The 23,083-nt window shown below is 69.4% G+C and carries 25 protein-coding genes; 11 read left to right on the top strand and 14 right to left on the bottom strand.

Annotation, left to right across the window (positions count from 1 at the left end; genetic code table 11):
• Positions 1-58: 58 nt before the first annotated feature.
• Positions 59-352: a hypothetical protein gene (locus ACFXN1_RS17095; RefSeq protein WP_379437588.1), complete on the bottom strand. Its 294-nt coding sequence runs from the start codon at positions 350-352 to the stop codon at positions 59-61.
• A 210-nt stretch (positions 353-562) separates the two neighbouring features.
• Here ACFXN1_RS17095 and ACFXN1_RS17090 point away from each other — a divergent pair, with 210 nt between their 5' ends.
• From ACFXN1_RS17090 to ACFXN1_RS17075, 4 genes are all read left to right on the top strand, one after another.
• Positions 563-916, top strand: coding sequence for a YciI family protein (locus ACFXN1_RS17090; protein WP_354835538.1), 354 nt, complete (start codon positions 563-565; stop codon positions 914-916).
• Positions 913-2,145 carry an RNA polymerase sigma factor gene (locus ACFXN1_RS17085; protein WP_379437589.1) on the top strand — a complete coding sequence of 411 codons (1,233 nt, stop codon included), beginning with the start codon at positions 913-915 and terminating at the stop codon, positions 2,143-2,145. Before ACFXN1_RS17090 ends, ACFXN1_RS17085 begins: the two co-directional genes overlap by 4 nt.
• A 42-nt stretch (positions 2,146-2,187) precedes the next feature.
• Positions 2,188-3,303, top strand: a complete 1,116-nt coding sequence (locus ACFXN1_RS17080; RefSeq protein ID WP_379437591.1) for an alpha/beta hydrolase family protein — start codon at positions 2,188-2,190, stop codon at positions 3,301-3,303.
• Between the two features lie 180 nt (positions 3,304-3,483).
• Positions 3,484-3,999, top strand: coding sequence for a hypothetical protein (locus ACFXN1_RS17075; protein WP_379437592.1), 516 nt, complete (start codon positions 3,484-3,486; stop codon positions 3,997-3,999).
• A 78-nt stretch (positions 4,000-4,077) separates the two neighbouring features.
• On the opposite strand, the gene ACFXN1_RS17070 is transcribed toward ACFXN1_RS17075, so the two are convergent.
• The 3 genes from ACFXN1_RS17070 to ACFXN1_RS17060 form a co-directional block, all read right to left on the bottom strand.
• Positions 4,078-4,449, bottom strand: coding sequence for a hypothetical protein (locus tag ACFXN1_RS17070; RefSeq protein ID WP_379437594.1), 372 nt, complete (start codon positions 4,447-4,449; stop codon positions 4,078-4,080).
• A gap of 95 nt (positions 4,450-4,544) precedes the next feature.
• On the bottom strand, positions 4,545-5,012 hold the full coding sequence (locus tag ACFXN1_RS17065) for a hypothetical protein (protein ID WP_379437596.1): 468 nt from the start codon (positions 5,010-5,012) through the stop codon (positions 4,545-4,547).
• An 82-nt stretch (positions 5,013-5,094) separates the two neighbouring features.
• Positions 5,095-5,406 (bottom strand): hypothetical protein, encoded by a 312-nt coding sequence (locus tag ACFXN1_RS17060; RefSeq protein ID WP_379437597.1) that lies wholly within the window; start codon positions 5,404-5,406, stop codon positions 5,095-5,097.
• A 325-nt stretch (positions 5,407-5,731) separates the two neighbouring features.
• On the opposite strand from ACFXN1_RS17060, the gene ACFXN1_RS17055 reads away from it, so the two are divergent.
• Together ACFXN1_RS17055 and ACFXN1_RS17050 are read left to right on the top strand one after the other, a co-directional pair.
• Complete coding sequence (locus ACFXN1_RS17055) at positions 5,732-6,916, top strand: RNA-guided endonuclease InsQ/TnpB family protein (RefSeq protein WP_379399345.1); 1,185 nt, start codon at positions 5,732-5,734, stop codon at positions 6,914-6,916.
• Positions 6,917-7,133: 217 nt separating this feature from the next.
• The gene (locus ACFXN1_RS17050) at positions 7,134-7,784 is read left to right on the top strand and encodes a zinc ribbon domain-containing protein (RefSeq protein ID WP_379399346.1); all 651 of its coding nucleotides are present in this window, start codon (positions 7,134-7,136) and stop codon (positions 7,782-7,784) included.
• 7 nt (positions 7,785-7,791) lie between these two features.
• Here the strand turns inward: ACFXN1_RS17050 and ACFXN1_RS17045 are convergent, their stop codons facing one another.
• From ACFXN1_RS17045 to ACFXN1_RS17025, 5 genes are all read right to left on the bottom strand, one after another.
• Positions 7,792-9,114, bottom strand: a complete 1,323-nt coding sequence (locus ACFXN1_RS17045) for a serine hydrolase domain-containing protein (protein WP_379437598.1) — start codon at positions 9,112-9,114, stop codon at positions 7,792-7,794.
• Positions 9,115-9,232: 118 nt separating this feature from the next.
• Positions 9,233-10,534: a hypothetical protein gene (locus ACFXN1_RS17040; protein ID WP_379399348.1), complete on the bottom strand. Its 1,302-nt coding sequence runs from the start codon at positions 10,532-10,534 to the stop codon at positions 9,233-9,235.
• Complete coding sequence (locus ACFXN1_RS17035; protein WP_379437600.1) at positions 10,531-12,045, bottom strand: tetratricopeptide repeat protein; 1,515 nt, start codon at positions 12,043-12,045, stop codon at positions 10,531-10,533. Before ACFXN1_RS17035 ends, ACFXN1_RS17040 begins: the two co-directional genes overlap by 4 nt.
• A 1-nt stretch (position 12,046) precedes the next feature.
• A complete protein-coding gene (locus ACFXN1_RS17030; protein ID WP_379437601.1) occupies positions 12,047-13,165 on the bottom strand; it encodes a hypothetical protein in 1,119 nt (372 codons plus the stop codon).
• Positions 13,162-14,682 (bottom strand): hypothetical protein, encoded by a 1,521-nt coding sequence (locus tag ACFXN1_RS17025; RefSeq protein WP_379437691.1) that lies wholly within the window; start codon positions 14,680-14,682, stop codon positions 13,162-13,164. The genes ACFXN1_RS17030 and ACFXN1_RS17025 overlap by 4 nt, the downstream gene beginning before the upstream one ends.
• Positions 14,683-14,830: 148 nt before the next feature.
• On the opposite strand from ACFXN1_RS17025, the gene ACFXN1_RS17020 reads away from it, so the two are divergent.
• The gene (locus tag ACFXN1_RS17020) at positions 14,831-15,385 is read left to right on the top strand and encodes a lipoprotein LpqH (RefSeq protein WP_379437603.1); all 555 of its coding nucleotides are present in this window, start codon (positions 14,831-14,833) and stop codon (positions 15,383-15,385) included.
• Between the two features lie 105 nt (positions 15,386-15,490).
• The gene (locus tag ACFXN1_RS17015; RefSeq protein WP_379437604.1) at positions 15,491-16,279 is read left to right on the top strand and encodes a hypothetical protein; all 789 of its coding nucleotides are present in this window, start codon (positions 15,491-15,493) and stop codon (positions 16,277-16,279) included.
• 81 nt (positions 16,280-16,360) lie between these two features.
• On the opposite strand, the gene ACFXN1_RS17010 is transcribed toward ACFXN1_RS17015, so the two are convergent.
• Both ACFXN1_RS17010 and ACFXN1_RS17005 read right to left on the bottom strand, forming a co-directional pair.
• Positions 16,361-16,927, bottom strand: coding sequence for a YbhB/YbcL family Raf kinase inhibitor-like protein (locus ACFXN1_RS17010; protein ID WP_379437606.1), 567 nt, complete (start codon positions 16,925-16,927; stop codon positions 16,361-16,363).
• Positions 16,928-16,956: 29 nt separating this feature from the next.
• The gene (locus ACFXN1_RS17005; RefSeq protein ID WP_379437607.1) at positions 16,957-17,826 is read right to left on the bottom strand and encodes an alpha/beta hydrolase family esterase; all 870 of its coding nucleotides are present in this window, start codon (positions 17,824-17,826) and stop codon (positions 16,957-16,959) included.
• Between the two features lie 437 nt (positions 17,827-18,263).
• Between ACFXN1_RS17005 and ACFXN1_RS17000 the strand changes: the two genes are divergently transcribed.
• Positions 18,264-19,088, top strand: coding sequence for an SAM-dependent methyltransferase (locus ACFXN1_RS17000; RefSeq protein ID WP_379437609.1), 825 nt, complete (start codon positions 18,264-18,266; stop codon positions 19,086-19,088).
• Between the two features lie 33 nt (positions 19,089-19,121).
• Here the strand turns inward: ACFXN1_RS17000 and ACFXN1_RS16995 are convergent, their stop codons facing one another.
• The gene (locus ACFXN1_RS16995) at positions 19,122-19,940 is read right to left on the bottom strand and encodes a GNAT family N-acetyltransferase (protein WP_379437610.1); all 819 of its coding nucleotides are present in this window, start codon (positions 19,938-19,940) and stop codon (positions 19,122-19,124) included.
• Positions 19,941-20,107: 167 nt separating this feature from the next.
• The gene (locus tag ACFXN1_RS16990) at positions 20,108-20,935 is read right to left on the bottom strand and encodes a helix-turn-helix domain-containing protein (protein ID WP_379437612.1); all 828 of its coding nucleotides are present in this window, start codon (positions 20,933-20,935) and stop codon (positions 20,108-20,110) included.
• 162 nt (positions 20,936-21,097) lie between these two features.
• Between ACFXN1_RS16990 and ACFXN1_RS16985 the strand changes: the two genes are divergently transcribed.
• On the top strand, positions 21,098-21,532 hold the full coding sequence (locus ACFXN1_RS16985) for a DoxX family protein (RefSeq protein WP_379437613.1): 435 nt from the start codon (positions 21,098-21,100) through the stop codon (positions 21,530-21,532).
• Between the two features lie 18 nt (positions 21,533-21,550).
• Here ACFXN1_RS16985 and ACFXN1_RS16980 read toward each other — a convergent pair whose 3' ends face one another.
• Positions 21,551-22,540 (bottom strand): cyclase family protein, encoded by a 990-nt coding sequence (locus ACFXN1_RS16980; RefSeq protein WP_379437615.1) that lies wholly within the window; start codon positions 22,538-22,540, stop codon positions 21,551-21,553.
• 90 nt (positions 22,541-22,630) lie between these two features.
• Between ACFXN1_RS16980 and ACFXN1_RS16975 the strand changes: the two genes are divergently transcribed.
• Entirely contained in the window at positions 22,631-23,065 is a 435-nt protein-coding gene (locus ACFXN1_RS16975) for a T6SS immunity protein Tdi1 domain-containing protein (RefSeq protein WP_354835595.1), read from the top strand.
• Positions 23,066-23,083 lie beyond the last annotated feature (18 nt).

Here is a 23,083-nt window from a genome sequence, read left to right as displayed (position 1 = left end):
AACGAGCCGTCAGGGCGGGCACCGGGCCCGGTGGGGTGCGGGCCCGGACACTCGGGCGTCAGGACATGGGGACGGGTTCGCCGACCTCCACGCGGCCGCCATAGGTCAGGCCCGGGCAGCCGGAGGCGAGTTTCACCGCCGAGTCCAGGTCGTCGGCCTCGACGGCGACATAGCCGGAGAGCCGGTCGGGCGCGGCGGGGTTATCGCCCAGCATGACGGTCTGGCCCACGCGATTACCGAAATCGGTGACGCGCTCGCCGATCTCGGCGAACCAGTCGGCCCACAGCTGCTCCTGCTCGGGCGTGGCTGCGCGTTTGGGGTCGTTGCGGAAGGCGAGGATGTAGGTGGACATTGTCGTTTCTCCTGTCGGGTGGACGGCCCGGTCGGCCGACTCGTGAATCCGTCGCGCGGCTCCGGCCGGGAATCGACAATCTGGTCGAGAATCTTTTTCGCGACCGTGTCGATTTCGCCGCCATCCCGAACGACGTTTCGAATGACAACGACGTCAGCAGTGACACGGCAACGGAGCCGTGCGATCCACCCCAGCGAAGGGAGCAGTGACATGCCCGAGTACCTGCTGCTGATCCACCAGGACGAACAGACCTGGCTGGCCGCGGATCCGGCCGTGCGGCAGCGCACCCTGAACGAGCACCTCGAGTTCATGGCCGCGCACGCCGACCGGCTGCGCGGCGGTAACCGCCTGCGCCCCACCTCGACCGCGACCACGGTCCGGCACGACGAGCACGGCCGCACGGTCATCACCGACGGGGTGTTCGCCGAGACCAAAGAGGTTCTGGGCGGCTACTACCTGGTCGAGGCGGCCGATCTGGACGAGGCCATCCGGATCGCCGTGGACGTACCGTCGCCGTTCGGGTGTGTCGAGGTCCGGCCGATCCACCCGCACGACGAGCCGTGACGACGCCGGAGGTGGCCGCCGCGGTCGCCGACGCGCACCGGCGCGAGTGGGGCTTCGTGCTGGCGGCGACCGTGCGGGTGACCCGCGATATCGATCTCGCCGAAGAGGCTGTACAGGAGGCGTTCACGCAGGCCCTGCAGGCCTGGCCGGAGTCGGGGATCCCGGATCGCCCCGGCGCCTGGCTGACCACGGTGGCCAGGCGGCGCGCCCTGGACGCCCTGCGCCGCGACATCGCGTTCGAGCGCTCGATTCCACTGCTGGTGGAGGATCCCGTGCCCGACCCGGCCGCCCCGGACTCGGTGGCCGACGATCGGCTGCGGCTCATCTTCATCTGCTGCCACCCGGCCCTGTCGATGGAGGCGCGGGTGGCGCTGACCCTGCGCCTGCTGTGTGGTCTGTCCACTACGGAGATCGCGCGCGCCTTCCTGGTCGCGGAACCGACCATGGCGGCGCGTATCACGCGGGCCAAGAAGAAGATCGCCGAGGCGCACATCCCCTACCGCCTCCCGTCCGACGAGGAACTGCCCGACCGCGTCGACGCGGTGCTGACCGTGCTGCACCTGCTGTTCACCACCGGCCACACCGCCCCGGCCGGCGCCGAACTGGTCCGCCCCGAACTGGTGGAGCGCGCCCTCGACCTGGCCCGCATGCTGCGCCTGCTGCTGCCCAACGACCCGGATGTGGCGGGCCTGTACGCGCTGCTGCTGCTCACCGACGCCCGCCGCGGCACCCGCACCGACGAGACCGGACGCTTCCTGCCGCTGGCCGAGCAGGACCGCGCCCACTGGGACCGCCGCGCCATCTCCGAGGGAATAGCCTTGGTGCGCAGATCATTACGCGGCCGCGCGCCGGGCCGCTTCCCGCTCATGGCGGCCATTGCCGCCGTCCACGCCGAGGCACCCGCCTTCGACGCCACCGACTGGCACGAGATCGCCGGTCTCTACGACCATCTCATCGCCGTCTGGCCCTCCCCCGTCGTCGCCCTCAATCGCGCCGTCGCCCTCGGCCACGCCCACGGCCCGCAGCGCGGCCTGGACGAACTCGACCGCCTGGCCACCGAACCCCAGCTCACCGCCTACCACTACCTCCCCGCCGCCCGCGCCGAATTCCTCACCCGCCTCGGCAGATCCGACGAGGCCCGCCTCGCCTACCAGGAGGCACTGCTGCTCGCCGAGAACAAGGTCGAAGCAGACTTCCTCACCTCCCGCCTACACGACCTCGACCGCTGAATCGGATTGCCGCATCGCGCACCGGCGGTTAGATTGCCGCTCATGGGGATCCGCGGGGCAGTGGCACTGGTGGCGATCGCGCTGGTCGTGGGTACCGGCGGCGTGGCCGCGGCGGAGCCCACGGTCGAACGCGAGTCCTTCACCTTCCAGTTCGGAGATTTCACCGGCTCGGGTGAGCTCGACTTTCCTGCGGGGGCGCGCAATGCGCCTGTGGTGGTGCTGATTCCGGGGTCGGGCCCCGAGGATCTCAACGCCGACCAACCGTCCGGCTCCCATATCTTTCTCGATATCGCGGACGACCTGACCAGCCGCGGGTACGCCGTCATGCGCTACAACAAGCGCTATGTGCGCGGCCCCGGCGATGTCGACAATGCCGACTACTGGACCAAACTCGACCTGAACGACATGCGGGACGACGCCGATCAGGTTCTGCGCGCCGCCGAGCAGGATTCACACGTCGACCCGCACCGTGTCTTCGTCTACGGCTGGAGCGAGGGCAGTACTGTCGCGGCCGCCCTGGCGACGACCCATCCGGAATTGGCCGGAACCATCTTCCAGGGCCCGGTGGCACTCCCCTGGCGCGTGACCTTCGGCTATCAGGGCGAGCAGGTCTACGCGCCGTACCTCTCACGGTTCGCCTTGAACGGCCTGCTCGGGCCCGACGAACTCGACCGCGCCTTTCACGGCGACGGCGGCCTGATGGCCAAGCTCGCGCTCCGCTTCGCCTGCGTGAACGCCGATGCCGGAGACTTCACCGTCCGCCCGACCTGGGATCTCAACCGAGACGGCAAGCTCGACGTGGACCTCGAGTTTCGCCCCGTCTACCAGTTCTACCTGGAGTCCGCGATGCGCCCCGGCGGCATCTACGACATCTACGACCCGGCCCGCGCCCTCCCCAGCGTCATCGAACAGGCCCCGAAACTGACTGCGCCCGTGCTCATCCTGCAGGGGGTGGACGACGCCAACGTCCCTCCTGCGGGTTCGTCCAGCCTCGACGCCGCCCTGGAGGCCGCCGGCAACCGCGACCACACCCTCCATCTCTTCCCCGGCCTCGGCCACTCCCTCGGCCTCACCACCGATGTCCTGCACGACAACTTCCAGCCCATCGACCAGTCGGCCCTGGACACCCTGGCGCACTGGCTGGACGCCCGCCGATGACCAGCCCGCACGTCTGCCGAACCAGCTGTACCGGGACCGCATCGCCGATCAACTCGCCCCGGCGCTGACCGCCGGGCGCTTACGCGATCGACGCTCCAGCACCGCCAACAGCCCGGTCGGCAGGAGGGCGAGGGCGGAGCCCGTAAACACCCAGCCGAAGGTCACCGCGAAGGCGTCCCCGTGGCCAGGCCGGCCGATCCCGCCAGGCAGGTGCCGTTGCAGGATCACGACGAAGGCGGCGGTGCCGATCGAGCCGCCGACACGCTGCATGACGGTGAGTTGCGGTGTGGCGTCGATGATTTGGGAGGGAGTCAGATCCCGCATGGCCGCCGTCATGGCGGGAGCACCCAGCAGGCAGGTGAGGGCGCCGACGCGCTCGTACTGGCCGATCCCCGCCCGGCCCGCCTGCTGGTGCGGCGCGGCCTTACCGGAAGTGGTTCCGCCACCGACTATTTGGACGGATCGGCCACTGTCGACGCCGATCTGGAGAACCTGACCCGAGCCCAGGAACGCGGCGAGATCTCCCCCGGGATCGACCCCGCCTTCATCAGAATGGCCCTGATGGGCATGATCCTGGCACCTGTCATGCTTCCCGAGACAGCCTTGCAGGCGACCGGAAAGCAGCCCGGCTCACCGGAATTCGAAGAGTATTACAGTGCGCAGCTGCGCAAATTGATCCGGCTACTCGGCCGGTGAGTTTCGGAATTCACTGCGAGAGTAGCGGTTCGGAGCGATCTCACCGAGGGCGAGTCAGGATTTTCGACTGCGGGGGAATTATCTGCAGACCGTGGAATATCGGGTGCACACCGTCCAGCCAGTGCCATCGGGGCGGGCGACGGGCATCCAGGTGTGGTCCGAACCGCCGGTGCTGAGCCGGTTCGCGGTAGCCGGGTCGGGGGCGGCGGATTGTGGGGCGGGGTCGACGTATTCGTACTGGTAGGAGTAGCCGTCGGGGTCGGTCGAGTAGGTGATGACGGTGTGGTGGGATGTGCCCGGGGTGGTGGATCCGGCCCCGGAGCCGCCCGAGATCGTCGAGCCCGGCGGTTCGGCCGCGGCGATGCCGGCGGCGGTGGCGAACAGGGCTCCGGCCGCGACCAGGCAGGTCAGCGGTTTCCGGACGGCGATCAGGGCGTTGTTGGTGTGCATTGAATGAACCTCCTCGTTCGCCCTAGATACGACGCCGGGTTACGTGGTGGTTCGGTAGTTGATCGAACAGTGAAGGCCGACAGTGGATTACGAGATCAGAAGCCCGGTCCGGGCGGCGGCGGCAAACGGCGCTCGCGGGGGATCAGCAGGAGCAGTAGCGACAGCACCAGCCCGCCGCCGACCAGGTACAACCCCCAGGTCCCGCTGAGCAGATGCCGATAGTCGGTGCGCAGCTCGTGATCGAAGCGCTGGTCGAGCCGCCAGGTCAGCACGCCGAGCCCGGCCAGGCCGACGAGGACGCCGATCCAGCCCAGGATCCGCGATCCGAACAGCGCGGCCACCAGCACCACGGCCGCCACTCCGAGCAGCCCGATGGCCAGGGAGGTCGTGAAGGACCCTGACCGCGCCCCGATCTGGTCCAGTGACCGGCCCGAAGCGAATCCGCTCCGCAGGTCGGAGAACTGGACATTCCGCGCGTCGACCGTGCCGACCAGCGGACCGAAAACCCCGACCGCCACCGCGATGGCGGCGGCGAACAGCAGCAGATGAACGAAAGTGCGCATACTCCACGGTATTGCGCTTCCGGTCCCCCGGCACGCCCTCGAACCTTACGGTCCGAAACACGCCGGAGAACCGGCGGATGAATCAGGCGCGACGGTCCACCGTGGCCCACGCGGCCACCGCGACCACACCGGACACGACCGCGACCGACGGCCAGGCGCCGATCTTCTTGGCGAGCGGGTGCGAGGCGCCCATCGCGCCGACGGCGAGCCCGGTCAGCGCGGCCGCACCACCGGTGCCGACCGTCTTGCGCCAGCGCGGGAAGGCGGCCGCCGTGCCCGCCGCGAACACTGCGCCACCGAGCTGACGCTTCTTGGTGGCCTGAGCGAGGGCGAAGCCACCGGTGAGCCCTCCGGCCACCAGCAGCGAGGTCGGTACCGCGGGAATCCCTGCCATCTCCATACCTCCAACAGACGAGCGAACGAACTATCGCTCCCGACATTAACCGGAGTCAGTTCCACCGGTTCGATCCGGGTCTGTCACCAGCGACCAGTTCAACTGTTCTGTGCTCATCGGCGTAAGCGAGTGAGGTTCCGTGCGATGTACCAACCACCACCGACAACGACGCGCCGAACCGATCCGGCGAGATAGGAACCCGATCACAGGAGGACCCTGCCGGTCAGCAAACCAAAAGTCCTCGAAATGCATAGGCAGCAGCAGCATTTCAGGTGAATGCCGGTGAACACCAGGTGACCATGAACCAACACGCTATGGTTGGCGGGTGAGCGATCGCGGGGGTCGAACGGCCAGGTATACGTACCGGCTGCGTGTCTCCGTGGTCGCGGAGGGTTGCTTGAACGCGGAGTGGGGTCGTTGCCGGTGGGTGTGGAACCAGTGCGTCGCCGAATCCCGTGCCGCGCACAAGGCCGGAGTGTCGTGCGGCCCGGCCACTTTGGACAAGATGTTGACGGGCTGGCGCGCCGAACATCAGTGGCTACGCGATGGTGCGTCAGTGCCGCAGCAGCAGATCATCCGTGACTTCGCCAAGGCCCGCGCGAAAGCGTTGAAAGACATCAAGAACCAGCTGCCGATGCGGCAACGCACCGGGATGCCACGGTTCAAGAAGCGTGACGTCGCTGACCCGACACTGAACTACACCAAACGTGGGTTCCGAATCCATGACGGGAACCTGTACCTCGCGGGCGGCGTGGTCGTGTCCGTGGTGTGGTCGCGCGGATTGCCCTCCGAACCGTCCTCAGTGCGCGTCTACCGCGACAGCATCGGCCACTGGTACGCCTCGTTTGTCGTAGAAACCAGCGTCGAGCCGTTACCGGCGACCGGCGCGAGCATCGGGATCGACTGGGGTGTCAGGGAAACCGGCACCACCACCAGCGACCAGCACGACCTACCGCACCCTGAATACGGGAAGAAAGCTGCCGCGAACCTCGCCCGCTATCAGCGGATGATGGCTCGCCGCCGCCCAGCAAAGGGCACAACGGCGTCGAAGCGGTACCGGAATGCGAAACAGAAGACGGCGAAGGCGCAGGCAAAGGTCGCCCGGCAACGCCGAGACACCGCGCGCAAGTGGGCAAAAACCATTGTGCGTGACTTCGACCAGATCGCGGTCGAGGACTTCCGCCCCAAGTTCCTCGCTGCATCCGCGATGGCGCGCAAGGCCGCCGACGCCGCGATCGGCGCCACCAAGGACGCGTTGATCGAGATCAGCCGTAAACACGGGCGTGATGTGAGGCTCGTGCCCCCAGCGAACACAACAACCGATTGCAGCAACTGCGGAGCGAGAACCAAGCTGCCGCTGTCGCAACGCATCTATTCGTGCACGGTGTGCGGTTTCGAGGCCCCCAGGGACAAGAACTCCGCGCTGATAATTCTCGCCAGGGCTGGTTTCAACCCTGCTGATGTCGAGGGCGGAAGACCCGACCGTACGCAGTGCGGCCGGGCAGCCTGAGTCAGGAATCCCCACCTTCGGGCCGGGGAGGAATCAATACCTCCAACACACGAACCCCCCCACCCCGCCACCGTCCCCGCCCCGGCCGCGGGGGATTCGTGGGATGTGTTGCGGGCGAAGCGAGTCATACGATAAGAACCTGACGAAACACGGTCCGGGGGGCTCCGGGCGCGTCCGTTCACAGAGTTCCGCTCAGCCGCAAAGGAATAACTCGACCATGACCGGTCCGGTCGTCTTCACCAGCTACTACCACGACGAATCCAACGACGACGGATTCCAGTGGGAGTTCCGCTGTGATCGCTGCAGCACCGCTTACAAGTCGCCGTTCGAACAGAACTACTTCTCCCGCGGCCGGGGTGCGCTGCGTGTGCTGCGCGATCTCTTCGGCGACCAGGTGCGCGCCATCGACAAGATCTCCAACGCCGCGGAGAGCTACTCGAACCACTGGGGCGGCTCCTCCTCCAGCACCAAGGACAAGGCGTTCGCGCGCGCGGTCGAGCAGGTGCGCGACGACTTCCGGCTGTGCGGCGGCTGCGGCCGCTGGGTCTGCCACCAGGTGTGCTGGAACGAGCAGGTCGGTCAGTGCACCAATTGCTCGCCGCAGGTGGCGCACCAGATTGCCCAGGCGCAGGCCGAGGCCCGCGGCTCGCAGATCCGCGAGGCCGCCTATCAGCAGGACTGGGCGTCCCAGCACGATGTGGCCACCCCGGCCCGGGTGTCCTGCCCGACCTGCGGCGCGCACACCACGGGCGGCAAGTTCTGCTCCACCTGCGGCACCGCCCTGTCCCTGCAATCGAATTGCCGGGGTTGCGCCCATCAGGTGCAGGTCGGGGCGGCCTTCTGCGCCAACTGCGGTCAGCCGCAGTAGCGTTCGGTCAGCGGATGCCGGGGGTCGCCGGGTCGGTCCCCACGCAGCCGAGGATGAAGCAGCCCGGCGGCCAGTCGCCGAACGGCGGATACAGCGGCTTGCCGAGGCATTCCAGAATGCCGCAGCCCGGGTAGGCCATCGGGCCGAGACCCAGCGCGGACAGCGTGGCGTCCGGGTTCATGAACATCGGGTCGGTGAGGCTGGTGTCCGGCCGCGGTACGTACGGACCCGGATCGGGCAGGCTCGGGGTCCGGAACGCGGTGGTGAGCCCACGCAGCACGTCGTGCGGAAAGCTCACCGCGCCACCGGGAACCGTGACACCGGTCCAGCTGACCAGCAGGCCCAGGCTGGGGACGATGAAGTTGTCCTGGCGCATCATCCCGGCCATCTGGATGGCGTCCTTGGGCAGTCCGGGGAACAGGTCCTCGCAATCCGGGCCGTTGACGGTGATCAGGAAGCCGTAGCAGGGATTGACATCGTTCGGCGTCGTGGCCGCGGCCAGGTAGCCGGTGGAGATCAGCTGCCGGCCATGCCAATTGCCGCGATTCACCAGCAGCAGGCCGAGTTTGGCGTAGTCGTCGGGCGGCAGCACCAGGTGAGCGTGCCCGTAGGTGTTGCCGCTGCGGTCCCGCGCCCAGAGATAGTCGGACTTCTCGATACCCAACGGGCCGAACAGATTCCGCTGCGCGTACGCCTGGAAGTCCTCGCCCACGGCCTGCTGGATGACATAGACCAGCAGGTCCACGGCCCGCTGACTGTACTGCCAGGTCTCGCCCTGCGCATGCTCGATCGGCATGGCCAGCGCCTGCGCCACCACGTTCGGGTCGAGCCGGGCCAGCCCGGTGACGCCCTCGGAGGCAATGGCGACCTCCATCCCGGAGGTCTCGGTCAGCAGGCTGCGCACGGTGATCGCGCGATGTCCGGCATCGCCGAGCCCGGCGGGCAGGTAGAGGTCGATCGGATCGTCCACGCGCAGTTTGTGTTCGTCCACGGCGATCCCCGCGACCAGGGACACCACGCTCTTGGTGCCGCTCCACAGATTCCACGCGACGCCGCCCGCGCGTTGATTGGTGGGCCCACCGCCGATCAGGCAGTTGTTGCGGAATACCTGCACGGTGAATCGGGTCGGGTCGGAGGCGAAGTCCACCGCCTGCCGCAGCGCGGCCGAATCCAGTCCCACCTCTTCGGGTGTCGCGGTCTCGGGCTGCCGGCCCGCGCTGACCTCGCAGTGCCGCAGGCCATCCGGCTCGGCGCGGCCGATCGGCCCCGCGATCAATGCCAGGGCGGCCGCCAGCGCCGCCACCACGATGCCTGTCACGATTCGCGCCATTCGCCCTCCGCTCCCGATCTTTCGTGAAGCTTCATCGGAGAGCCTGTGGGGCCGTTATCCTTTCGTGACCCGTGACTTCCTGGGGCGATAGTTCTGGGGGCTCAGCCGTTCCGGTGGCTCAGCGGCGGGCGTCGACCGTGGCGAAGGCGGCCCAGATCAGCGGGGAATGCTGGATCTCGCCGGTGCTGCGCCAGGCGGCCAGATGCGCACGCTGCCACGCATTGAGAGCGGCGACGGGATCGGGCGATTCGTGGGCAGCGTCGATGGCGCATACCGCTTCCTGGAAGGGGTGCGTGGTGGTGGGCGTGCCCGCGAAGCGATGGAAAGCGAGATCGGTGGGCAGTGGCCAACGTCCGGCCGTCACCACTTCCGCGCCTCCGGTGAGCATGGCCGCGACCAGGCCGAGGGGCTCGGCGAAGCGGAGATCGCCGCCGCTCTCACAGGCGATCAGGGCGACCCGGCTCGGGATCGGCCAGATTTCGGGTCCGGTGCGCGGAACCGCCGCGCCGTGCCCGTTGCCCGAATAGTCATGGCCTGCACCGTCCGTGAGCGCATGTGTGCCGAGCAGCAGGTCGCGGGCCGAGAGCGGGCGGTGGTCACGGTAGGCGGGTGCGCAGCCCGGACTGGCGGCGGTACAGGACAGGTGCAGGGTGGCCGATTCACTGCGGCCGGATTCGGGGGCCGCGGCGGTGACGTGACCGACGTACAGCAGGCGGGCCGCGCCCGCGTGCAGGGTGCGGCTCAGCCAGGCCCGGTCCAGATCGGTCCGGCGGAACGCCGCGAGGGGATCGCCGACGGCCGGGCTCAGCCGATCGGCGGCGGCGTGCGTGGCGACCAGGGCGGCGAGTGGCGCGTCCGCAGCCATCCGGCCGAGCACCGACCCCAGTGCGGAGTCGGCCCGGAAGCCGGGCACCCGTGGATCCAGGATGGCGACCACCGGCAGCGTCCGGGTCTCCGCCCACGACCGCGTCGCGCGGGCGGGCGCGTGCACGATGCCGGTGGGCGCGAGCACGCTCACGTCGGCGATCTCCACCAGCCGCACCTCCGGATCGGGAGCGATGAGCTCCCACGGCACCTGCGCGGTGCGCGGCGACGGCTGGATGCGGATGTGCGGCCGGATGCCCTGCGAATAGAGCTCGTGCAGCCGCACCGCCAGGTTGTAGGGCAGGAACGTCGACGAGAGGTATTGGGCCAGCGTGTTTTCCGCCGGATAGGAGGCCAGTTCACCGGTGGTGAGCGCGGATTCGAGACCACCGGCCACGCCGGGCGCGGGCAGGGCCGCCGCGAACCGGGCCACGGCCGCCGCGACCTGGTCCTCCGGCACCACGCCGACGCCACCGGGCGCGCTCTCGCCGGTCCAGCGCCAGGTCAGGTAGAGGTCGCCCGCATCGGCCATGCGGACACAGACGGTCGGTGTCATACGGGTATCACCCGCTCGGCGCTGACGCGACGGCCGTAGCGCTGCTCGGCGGCATCGAGCCAGGCGGACAGGGCGATATGGCCGTCCGGCGGAATGGAGACCCGTGGCGGCGGGCTGACGGGCAGGCCCGCGCCGGCCGCCACCGCCGCGAGCGCGGTGCCGAGTTGCAGCGCGTCCTGAACGGCGGCCGACTCGGACGGCGGTTCGAACGGCTGGAACAGATCGAGCGGCGCGGGCGGTTCCGCGGACAGCCTGTCGATATCCACAATTGTTCCCGCACACTGATTTTCGATGAGATCGGCGACCAGCCGGGCATCACCGGCCAGATACGAGTACCGGAAGGCCAGGCGCAACGCGGGATTCACGATGCGACGGTTCCAGGTGTCGCGCTGGGCGCCGTCGGGCAGCTCGTAGCGGACGGCGTCCAGGGCCAGCGCCGCCGGAACCGCGAGATCCACTGCCCGCGCGAGCAATCCGGGCACCTGGGCGACGAGCGGCTCCAGCAGCCCGGCGTGCCAGTAGTCGAGCTGCGCGCAGTGCAGGCCCAGGCCGCGCACCGCGTAGATGGCGCGGGCGGTGGCCAGCTCGGATTCGCCCTCCTCGAACCGCCCGGCCGCGAATGCCGTGGCGGCCAGGCGGAGTCGCACATCCGCGGTGTCGATGACCGCCCGTGATTCCTCGAATCGGCGCAACGCCTCGCGATAGCGGGCCTGCGCCACCTCCGGCCGACCCCGGTGCTCGGCGATGAATCCCATGACCTTCAGCCCGATTCCGGCGCGATGCGCCGCACCGGCCGCCTCGAAGTGCTCCTGGGCGGCGGCGAGCAGCGGCTCGGCCTCATCGAAGGATCCGGTACGCGTGTACATCAGCGCCAGGTTCTGCCGGGTCTCGGCCACCCCCGCGCTGTCGTTCACCGCCGCGAAGGCCGCCAGCGCCTGACCGGCGAAATCCTGTGCCAGCTCCCAGCGCCCGGTCTCGAAGTGGGCGGCGGCCAGGTTCATGAGCGGGTGCCCGACCCGCTCGGGATCGAAACGCCGTGCCGCATCCAGGGATTCGACCGCCAGATCGAGGGCCCGCCACCAGTGCTGCCGATGCAACGCCATCGCCGTGCACGACACCAGGCACGCCAGGCGCAGGTCCCCAGGCGCATCTGCGCGACCCAGCGCCGCCCGAGCCCGCTCGAGCGCCTCCTGCGCCCCATCCAGATCCCCGAGGTGCTGCATGGCCTGCGACAACCCGATCAGCGCACCCGGATACATCCGCCGCGCGTCGGAAGACATCTCCTCCAACGCTTCCCGAAACCGCTCCACCGCCGCCGCGTGCTCCCCCAGCTGATCTGTCACCACTGCCACGTCCACGAGTGCGCACAGCCGCAGATCCCCGGTTTCGGTCTCCGCGGCCTGCTCGAAGACCCGCAGCGCCTCCCACAACTCGCCCCGCGCGACCGCGTCGGCCCCGGCCCGCAGCAATGGACTCTCCGCTGTGTCGACCCCCGACTCCCCGTACGACATGTCAGTAGTCCGAATCTGCCTCTGCGGCCGCGATTTCGGCGAGCAACGGGGCCAGCGGGCCGGAGTCGTCGGAGGCCGGGCCGGCCGCTGTGCGGAGCCGGGCGGCCGCGAAGTCGCGGATCTGGCGGCGCAGGGCGGCCGCGGTGTCGGCGGCCGGGCCATCGGCCGGGGCCGGGCCGGCCTCCGGATCCGGTCCGAAACCGGGGACGTGGATGGCGACCCGGACGGCGGAAGCCGGTGCGGACAGGACGGATTCGCCGATCCAGGTGTCCTCGGCGGCCCGCAGTTCGGTGTCGAGCTCGCCACGGCCGGTATCGATGCGGGCCCAGGGCCGCAGGTGGGCCGGAACCACATCGGGCAGGCCCGGGTGGGCCGCCACCGCGATGGCCACGCTGGTCGCTCCGGCGTCGCGGACGAGTTCCCAGGACACCGCGGATTCGGAGGCGTCGACCAGCCCGGGCGGGCAGCGGCGCCAGTCCCACCCGCCGGTACCGCGGGCCAGTACCAGGGTGCCGCCGGGCCGGGCCTCGTCACCGGCGGCGAGGGCGTAATCCGAAGCGCGCAACGATGTTTCGAGATAGGCGGGAGCCGGCGGGGCGAGCGCGTCCGCGCCGTCCACCAGCAGTTCGCACTCCTCGGTGAGCAGGGCGATATCGCGGTCCAGCAGCGCCGGGTCGAGGTCGGCGATGCCGTCCAGGGTGGACGCCGGCCACCACCGCGATGCCCAGTGCGCGTACGCGAGTCGGCGGGCGCTGACGGCCTGGGACCGGAGCACGGGAGCGGCGGGCACCTCGACCGGGCGCTCGTCCGTGGCGACCGCCGGCACCGGCTGATCGTCCGCTGTCGCGACCGGCCCGCCCGCACGGACGGAGTCGAGGGCCAGGGCGGCGGATTCGCCGTAGAGCGCCCACACCCATTCCTGCGCGGCATCCACATCGTCGATGAGGGCCGCCGGAAGTTCTTGTCCGGCAAGCACACTCCAGATGAGGTGGCCGCCGACGACCTCGAGCACCATGGAGTCGGGCCCCGGGGCGGTGTGCAGGGCGGCCGGGTCGCCGACCGGGACTATGCCGCGCAACCCGTCGGGGTAGCGGTGGATCGTGACCGCCGAGTTCGTCATCCCACCCTCGATTCCCGATCGCCGGGCTCGGCCGCCGCGCCGACGGCCAGGGCCCGTTTCACCCGCATCCGGTGGTCCAGGATCACCGATCGGGCCACGCCGTCCAGCAGATCCCAGAGCTCGTCCACGGCGTACACGGGGAACTCACGTACATCCCGCCCGTGCAGTCGCGCCCATAGTCTGCGCAGGTAGGGACGCCACGGCACACGTAGATCCGCCGCTATCGCCCCCAGTGGACCGTCGACCGCTTCCACCCGCACCGCCATGCGCCGCGCCTGCAGCACATAGGCCTCGCGCTGCCATCGCCCATTGATCAACCGCGCCGCCGCACCGCCGCTCGATGGCGCGCCCGGCCGGGTCGGACCGGATGCGGCACTGGTCAATCCGGCGACGGCGCCCGTCACCCCGGCCGCGGTACCCGCCAGCCCGGTCGAGCCGGCGAGCAGCCCGGCGGCCGTGCCGGTCAGGCCGACGGCCGCGCCCAGCAGACCGGTGGCCGCACCGGCCAGGGTGACAGTGGATCTGGAGGCAGGGGCGGCGTCGCCGTCCGGGGCGTAGCCGGTGGGAAGCGGTGCACCGAGGGGGCGGAGATCGACCGCCAGGGTGGCGCCGGCGGCAGCGGCCACCCGGAGGGATTCGTCCAGCAGGGCCCAGGGGGCGCAGGCACGGGCGATTTCGGCGGCGACCAGTTCGGGGATCTCAGGCAGGTCGGACCGTTCGCTGGAGGCTTGCAGAACGGTGAAGATCCGCTCGTGGATGGTCCGGTCCAGGGGCAGCCCGAGGGTGGCGGTGGAGGCCGAGAAGCCGACCTGGGGCGGGAGCGGGAGGGGGTACAGCGTGAGTCCGAATTCCTGTGCGGTGCAGCCTATTTCATTGATCCACAGCCGGATTCCGGTGTGGGTGCCGACGTACGCGTCGATGACGGCGTCGATATCGGCGGGGTCACCGGCGCCGTCGAATCTGGTTGCGGCGCAATCCTCCAGGAGTCCGGCCAGCAGCTCGGAGTGGTCGGGCACCTCGGTCAGCGGGCGCCGCCGCCAGGCGGTCTGGATCAGTTCGGTCAGCTCGCCGACCCGGGCCGGTTCGGACAGGTATTCCTTGAGCGCCTGGGTGGTGCGGCCGGCGGCGAGCCCGTGGATCTCGCGCAGCGCGGCTTCCGCGGCGGCCCGGTCGCCGACCGGGTCCGGCAGGCCCGAGACGGTGGCGAGTTCGAAGCAGCGCTGGAAGTACAGGTCCTGGGCATTGCCCTCGGTGATCCGCAGCGCCCGGCGCGTCTGCTTGAGCAGTGTGAACCAGGCCGCGGTGGCGCGCAGGACATCGGCGGCGGCGTGAATCCGGGTGGCCAGCAACACCGCTCCGTCGGCGGAGAGCATCGAGCCCGCGCACTGCGGATGCTGAACCGGGCGGATGACCAGCGGATCCAGGATCAGCTTGACGGTCCGCCGCAGCGGTCCGCCGTGCGGTCCGCTCAAGGGTTCGACCCCGTCGAGGCGGCGCCACACCTCATCCAGCACCATGGCCCGCGGTCGTCGCATTCGCCCAGGTTAGCCCAGTTTCACCGCCTTTCGCGTGCCGGAAGTTGGGATCGGTAGGCCGGGTGCCGATTTCTACGGTTCTGACATCGGTTCCACCACGGAGCCAGCATCACGAGAACGAGGAATGACCATGAACTCCAAGCCCGTCCGCCTGACCACCGCCGTCCTCGCCGCCACCGCCGCGGCGGCCCTGCTGGTCACCGGTTGCTCCAGCAACTCGAGCAGCTCCAAGTCCAGCCCGACCACCGCCTCCCCCGCGGCCACCTCGGCCCCGGGCTCCGCGGCCCCCGCCGGCGGCGCGTCCTCGGCCTCGGTCGACGGCAAGGCGATCACCGCCAAGTTCGAGACCACCTGCGCCAAGCAGGGCGGCAATCTGGCGCTGGCACTGACCGACAGCGGCAACTCCACCTACGGCACGCTCAGCGCGAGCGCCACCATCACCGGCGACACCACCGTGCAGGCGGTCGGCATCACCGGCACCAAGGGCGGCGACAACGGCCAGCCGTACGCGCTCGGCTTCGGCAACGGCATGCCGGGCGGCAACGCCAAGGTGACCAAGAGCGGCAACACCTACACCGTCACCGGCGAGGGCGTCGGCACCCCCGATCTGTCCAACCCGATGGCCGGCCCGAAGACCGAGAAGTTCGAGATCGTCTTCGCCTGCAGCACCATCGTCGGCGGCTGAGCCGGTCCGTCCGCCGGCCCCCGACGCGGGGGCCCTGTTCTCCCCGCTCGTGCCATCGGGCATGAGCGGGCTCTTCCTCCCCCACGTCCCCGATCCGGAAAGCTCATGAAGAACCAAATCCGCTACGCAGCACTCGCTCTCGGCGTCCTGGCCATCGGCTACTACCTGTGGCACGGCCTCACCTCCGACAGTGTCTTCGGCTGGGTCGGCCCGCAGATGGCGCTGCCGATCATCGCCCTGACCATCGTCCCCATCGCCTTCGCCTTCACCGGCGACGGCATCGTGTCGGCCTTCACCGGCAACAACAGCTCCCAGTTCCGCGCTGGCCTGGTGGGTCTGGGCACCGTCGAGGGTGTCCGCCAGACCGGCGTCTATCTCAACGAGCAGCCGCAGGTGCGCATCGACTTCCGGGTCGAGGGCGCCGACGGCAAGGTCTTCGCCTCGCACGCCAAGATGATCGTGCCGCTGACCCAGCTGGCGCTGCTGCGGTCCGGCGTGGTGCTGCCGGTCCGCTACCTGCCCGACCGGCTCGAGAAGGTCGAGGTGGACATGTCCGGAGATACCTCCGCGGCGCAGGAGGCCATGAACGCGGCCAACATCCGCAAGGGCTTCACCACCCCCGCCAAGCTCGATATCGCCCGGCGCGGCATCGCGGCCCAGGCCGTGGTGCGGTCGCTGTCGGTGCCCGGGGAGATCCGCGACGGCCACTCGCGGCTGGATCTGGTGCTGGCGGTCACCCGCCCCGACGGCAGCACCTTCGAGACGCGCACCGAGAAGTTCCTGCCCCCGGCGGCGGTCTCGATGGTCCAGGTCGGCCGCGTGGTGAACGTCCACTATCTGCCCGAGAACGAGCAGGAGGTGGTGCTGTCGCTACCGGTCAACACCGCCAACTGACAGTGGTATCCGAAAAGAACAGAGCCGCAGGCCTATCGGGCCGCGGCTCTTCGTCATGTCCAGGGTCTCTTTCGTATCCCGTCAGGGACGTTCGTAGAAACCGTCGATCCGGCCCCGGGCATGCGCCCTGGCAGCGGCGAGTACCGCCCGCGGCTTGGCCGATTCGGGAGCGCCGCCGCCGGGGATGGTGACCGGTTCTGTCAGCGCGAAGACCTGGAAGACGTACCGGTGCGGCCCGTGCCCCGGGACCGGACCCGGACCCAGGTATCCGCGCCCCCAGCTCGAGCGCAGCACCTCGACACCGTCGATGGTGGAGCCGGAAGCCAGTGCGCCACTGGGCAGTTCGCCGATCTTCGGATCGAGCAGTGCGAGCACGTGCACGAAGGGACCGCCGAACGGCGCGTCCTGATCCTCCACCACCAGCAGCAGCTGCGCGGTGTCCGCGGGGACTCCCGACCAGGCCAGTGCGGGCGACAGGTCCTGTCCCCCGACCCGTTTCATGGCGTGCCGGACATCGAGCGCCGCCTCGTGCTCGAAATCCGTGCTGGTCACCTCGAAGACGTCACCCGCTGCCAGATTCGGCCGGCACCAGGCCAGGTCCTCGGGCCCGGCGCGCCGGTTCCGCAGCAGTCTGCCGATGATCGCCATTCCGTTCTCCTTTCGGCGGATAGACCTTTTCAGAGCTTGCGGGCGTCCGCTGACGACAGCAGCGGCTCGGCGAAGCGCCAGATCTGCTCGGCGGCATCGAATTCCAGCGACACCGCCGAGCCCGGGCTGCCGGCCCAGGGTTCCGGCACAGGTGTGCCGGGCCAGGTGTGGCCACCGCCGAAGACCGTCCACTCCGATACCACGGTGCCGCCCACGCCCTGGCTCACAGTGGTGCGGCTCGACCGGTCGGTGGTGACGGTCTCGGCGGGCCCGGCGCAGCCGTCGAGCTCGCGCCAGTACCGCGCGGAGTCCGCCAATCCCCTGGTACCGCCTCGCGATTCACCGTTCGGACCGAGATGCCGCGAGTAGCCGCCGGTAATGGGCACCACCGGATCGGCATCGCCGTTGATGAGCATGGCCGACACCGCGTGCCCGGGGCGGATCCCGGTCAGCGCCTCCGGCAGCCCGCCCGCGACGGCGGCGAAGACCGCCACCCGCTCGCCGGCCTCGAGCGCCATCCGGTGCGACATGAACGCGCCGTTGGAGATGCCGGTGACGACCGCGCGATCGTCCTGGGTGTCGAATTGCGCAGCGCACCAGTCGATCACGGCCCGCAGGAAGGCGACATCGTCCACGCCCGCCTCGTCCGCCGTGGTGACCCCGCGACCGTCGGCCCAGCAGCCTTCCCACCCGTCCGGGTAGACGACCCCGATCCCCCACTCGTCGGCGTGCCGGGCGAAGCTGGTCCAGTCGTACATCAACCGCTCGGTCGTCGACGGGCCCTGGTTTCCGTGCAACACCAGCACGAGTGGCGCGTGTTGCCGCCGCGGTGGGCGCACCCCGAAGGTCCGGCGCAATCCATCGATGCTCAGTTCACCTTCGACCAGGTCAGCGGCCACGGTCGTCCCTCCTGCCAGGACGGCGCGGCCTGATGTTCCGCGAAACCGAACCCATGTTCACTATGTGCGCCTGTCATGGTAGTTCAAGTCGAATGTCCAGCTGGACCGGGTATTCCGGCGGCGCGAGGGCATGCCGGTCGAGCAATCCACTCCCACCCCCTGTGTCGAACTACCAAGGGACCCCAACCTGAGGCGTCAACACCGAACCCTCAACCCCGACCCTCTGATCCCGCACCGTCGACGTACTCGACTCGGGAGGAGATGTTGGCCGACAGGCCCGCGCGGTGGGACCGAACATGCAGGTTCGGCCGATCATGGAAGTTGCTTTGGGGCAACATGTTCGGACTAGTATACGGGCTGGGTTGCACTGTGTAGCGTCGGAGGACGCCGGAGGTGCACGACCGGGTCGGGGGCGGGCAGCACGGCTGGTGTGGGGCGTGTGCATCGACGAAGGAATGGAATTCGACGTGAACGAGACCGGACCGGTGATCCGTACCGATATCCCGCATTCGGCGCGGATCTGGAATTTCTGGATGGGCGGCAAGGACAACTACGAGATCGACCGGGAGGTCGGTGAGCAGAGCCTGAAGATCGATCCCGACATCGCGACCATGGCGGTGCAATCGCGCGAGTTCCTCATCCGCGCGGTCCGCCACCTCGCCCGCGAAGCCGGGATTCGTCAGTTCCTCGATATCGGCACCGGCCTGCCCACAATGCAGAACACCCATGAGGTCGCCCAATCTGTAGCGCCGGAAGCCAAGATCGTCTACGTCGACAACGACCCCCTGGTACTCGCCCACGCGCGCGCGTTGCTGACCGACACCACCGCTGAGGGTGTCACCACCTATATCGAGCGCGACTTCCACGATCCCGAGCAGATCATCGCCGAGGCCCGCACCGTGCTGAACTTCGACCAGCCCATCGCGGTGATGTTCATGGGGGTGCTCGGGCACGCCCGCACCTACGACGACATGCTGCGGATCGTGCGCACGGTTATGCAGGCAGTACCGTCGGGCAGCTATCTGGTGCTGTGGGACGGCACCACCGACAGCCGGCCGTACGTGGAGTTGTGCGAGGAATACGCCAAATCCGGTGGCGTCCCGTACTACCCACGTACCCAGGAGCAGATCCGGGCAGCCTTCGACGGCCTGTCCTTCGACGAGCCGGGGTTCGTGCGCATCACCGAATGGCGCATCAACCCCGCCCGAATCGGCGAACCCGCCCCGATCGCCGCCTACGGCGGCCTCGCACACAAGGCGTGACCGTCCTTCACTTAGCAGAAGGTGACACGACGCTCACTCGAAGGCGTAGTGCACCTCGTCCATGACCGCCTCGAATCCGATGGCGCGGTAGATCTTGTTCGAGGTCGGATTGTCGATGTCGGCGTACAGGCAGACCTCGGCCCCGGTCTCGCGCAGCCGCCGGGAAACCTGCGCGACCAGTGCCGAGGCGTAGCCGTGGCCGCGGGCGGCCCGGGGCGTGAAGACCGGCCCGATCCGGACCCAGCCGTTGACCGGGACCTGGTGCGCCGTCAGGGACACCGGTTGTCCGTCGTCCTCCCACAGCCACCAGCGTCCGGCCTCGATGCGGGCGCGGATTCCTTTGTCGTTCATGGCCAGGTGCTTATCGCCCAGCTCGCGGGCCATCTCGGCGAGCCAGCGCCCGCTGACATCGATATCCGCCGTGGTGGCGGGGCGAGCCCTGCCCGGGGGCGCAAGCGGCGGGCGCAGCGGCCCGAGCCGGTACAGCCGCGCACCGTGGTCCGCGTGACAGGCCCTGCCGCGCAGCGCACTCCACGCCGCCGCGAACGGCCCGGCCAGTGGCTCGGTGCCGTGCACGTCGTCGATCTGCGGCAGGAGCTCGGCGAACCGGGTCAGCAGGAGCGGCACCGCGTCGATCGGCAACTGCCCCAGCCACACTCCGCGCCCGGCGCTCCGCATGGCAACGCCCACAACGTCTTCCGTGTGTACCGACGCGAAATAGGAAGGCTCACGGGCGATGGTGAGACCGGCGATCTCATTGGCGAGGACCGTCGACATCACCGTGTGCCGCAAGGGATCACGCCCGAGAAACCCGGCCACCCGCCGCTGGAATTCCGCCGGATCGCTCGTCATCTCCACCCGCACCGGCCCAACCTAACGCGACGATCCGAGAGGTCACAGCCGAATCGCCCGGCAATCACAAAATTCCCCGAAACGATCTGTCGTGCTGGCGGCGCCGATGCCCGGACCGTCGGGCTCGAACAGCGTGCCGCGCGGTGATGCTTCGCCTCGGGCCGGATCTATTGCCCGGTGAGGTCCAGGCGGAAGCGGGTGGGGGTGGTGGCGGTGTTCGCGCGGAAGAACTTGGTGAAGTTGGCGGGGTCGTCGAAGCCGAGGCGGCGGGCGCATTCGGCGGTGGTGACCGGCTCGTGGGCGAGCAGGCGTTTGGCTTCGAGGGTGACGCGGGCGTTCAGGTACTGCTTGGCGGTGGCGCCGATCGCCGATTGCACGGCGCGCGAGAGGGTGCGGGGCGAGTAGCCGAGTTGGGCGGCGTACCAGGCGACTTCGCGGGTTTCGGAGTGGTACCGCTCGGCCAGGCGGGCGAAACGGTCGAAGAGGTCGGTGGGATCGGGCAGGGCGGGCAGACCCGCGGCCAGCCGGAGCGTCACCGCGCTGAGCAGGTGGTGCAGGATGGCCGTATTCGGCGGATCGACGGCATATTCACTGGTCAGATGTTCGAAGGCGGAGTCGGTCAACGGATTCGCGGTCACCACCGGGGGTGTGGCCGGGGACGGCAGGTGCCCGAGGGCCGCGGCGGGCACCAGTTCCGAGCGGCACAGGATGAGATCGCCCTTCAGCTCGGCGATGTCGTCCCAGCGGTGGGTCCAGCCGGGGCGGATCCAGGCGACCGTGTCCGCGGCCAGGTCGTGCGCGACGAAGTCGATGGTCATGCGCCCGCTTCCGGCGGTGCAACGGGCCAGGACGTGGAAGTCGCCGCGGATCACCTCGTGGCCGGCGGCCACCGGCATCCGGCGCAGCTGGTCGAAGGTCAGCAGTTCGAGACCGGTGGGGGAACCGGCCGTCGGCGCGTATTGCAGTGTCCGGATGGGCTGTCCAATTTTGACCATGAGCGGTGCCGAATCTACCGGGCCGGCCCGGGTTTCGGGCGCATACCGCCGAGCCTCGTCCCGACGTCCGGGGTGGTCTGCCATCGTGGATATCCGGAATAAATAGTCGCTGATGATCATTCATGTCCCCGTCAAGATTGATCTCCCCCAGAGGAGTCCGCGATGGCACCGCTCATCGTTCTCGTCGTCGTCTCCGGCCTGGCCCGCGCGGCCGGGTGGCTCGATATCACCGATTGGCTGAACTCCTGGCCGCACGCCGCCCGGATCGGCCTGGCCGCCATGTTCGCGCTGACCGCGTCGGCGCACTTCCTCCAACCCCGCCGCGACGGCCTGATCGCCATGGTCCCGCCGCGCCTGCCCAATCCGGCGGGCCTGGTGACCCTGACCGGTGTCCTCGAATTGGCCGGAGCCATCGGCCTGCTCATCCCGTGGGCCGCGCCCCTGGCGGCCGTCTGCCTGGTCGTCATGCTGGTCTTCCTGTTCCCGGCCAACGTCCGGGCGGCCCGCGCCGACCTCGGCATCAAGTCGATGTCGCTCCCGCTGCGGGGCCTGGTGCAGGTGGTCTTCATCGCCGCCCTGGTGCTGGCGGCGTTCTGAAAGGTGTTCCCGGCCGGTTTATTTGATGGCGATGGGACTGATCGGGCTCCCCACCGCACCCGGGATCCGCAGGGCGGGCGCGCACAGCAGGAAGTCGTGGACACCGTCCTCGGCGCAGTCGCGGGCCAGGGCTTCGAGGTCCCAGATCTCGCCGAGCGGCAGTCCCATGTCGCGCAGCGCGAGCATGTGCAGCGGCATCATGACGCCGTCCTCGGGGCGCATGACCTCGACGGCCGGATTGTCCACCGCGACGGCGGCGATGTCGTGCTCGTGCAGCCATTCCGCGCAGCGCCAGCTCAGGCCGGGGCTGCCGCCGAACCATTCGGCGGCCCTGCGGGTTTCGAGGAATCGGGTCCACCAGCCGGTGCGCACCAGCAGGATGTCGCCGGGGCGCAGCTCGACGTCCTGCGCGTCCGCCGTCGCCTGCAGGTCGTGCGGCGTGACGACGGTCCCGGCCTCGAGCCGATCCAGGTTGTGGTGCCGGGCCACGTCCAGCAGCACGCCGCGGCCCACCACGCCGCCGCGCTCGGCCACATGTTCGATGCCGAGCTTGGCGGCGCCGAAGCTGGTGACGGCCGCGGCCGGATAGCCGTTGTAGAGCAGGCCGTCGTAGTACACGTGGGAGAGCGCGTCCCACTGCGTGGCCGTCTGCAGCGGCATCATGATGTAGTCGTCGTTGTAGCGCATCGGACCGGCGGCGTACATGCCCGCCACCTGTGCCTCGTTCCGGCCGCCCCAGCCGTCCAGGGCGGTCGCGAGGTCGGCGTCGCCGCCGTCCACGGCCATGAGGTGGATGGGGTTGCGCCGGAAGCCGCTCGAGCCCTGCGGGCCGTACGCGTCGAACGGGATGCCCAGCTGGATGGCGCGGCCCGCGCGTGCCCGGGTGGCGGCAAAGGCGATGCGGTCCGGGGTCAGCAGGTTCAGGGCGCCGAGCTGGTCGTCCTCGCCCCAGCGGCCCCAGTTGCGGACGCGCTCAGCGACTTTGCGCCATTCTTCGGTCACGGGCACCTCCACTACGACGGGTGATTCGATCTTCGCGCGGTGCGGCCGGACCTGTCGAGGATCGGTCCCGGTCGCCGGTCTGGTTGGATGGGCGCAGTGACCAGCGTTCCCTTCCGTTTGATCGGCGACCAGCGTATGGACCGGGTGATGCCGGCCTGGGCCGAACACTATCCGCAGTTCGACACGGTGGTCGGCTACTCGGATCTGGGGTGCGCGTTCCTGATGAGCAGCCGGACCGGCGAGTACGGGATCCTCGATCCGTACAGCCCCGGCGTGAAGCCGTACGGCGTCTTCACCGAGATCACCGAGTTCGTCAGCCGGGTCCTGTTCGATCCGAACGTCATCACCTATGTCCTCCAGCCGGGGCACGTCGCCGAGATCCGCCGGCGCCTGGGCCCCCTCGCCGACGACGAGGTGTACATCGCCACCCCGTACCCGTTCCTGGGCGGATCCGAGACACCGGACGCGTACCAGAAGGGCGGCGTCTGGGTGTTCTTCGATCTGGTGGCGCAGGCCCACGGGATGGAATGACGACGGTATGGTCGGGGG

Source organism: Nocardia sp. NPDC059154, from assembly GCF_042755705.1.
GTDB lineage: Bacteria > Actinomycetota > Actinomycetes > Mycobacteriales > Mycobacteriaceae > Nocardia.
This window is presented reverse-complemented; position numbering and strand designations above follow the sequence as displayed.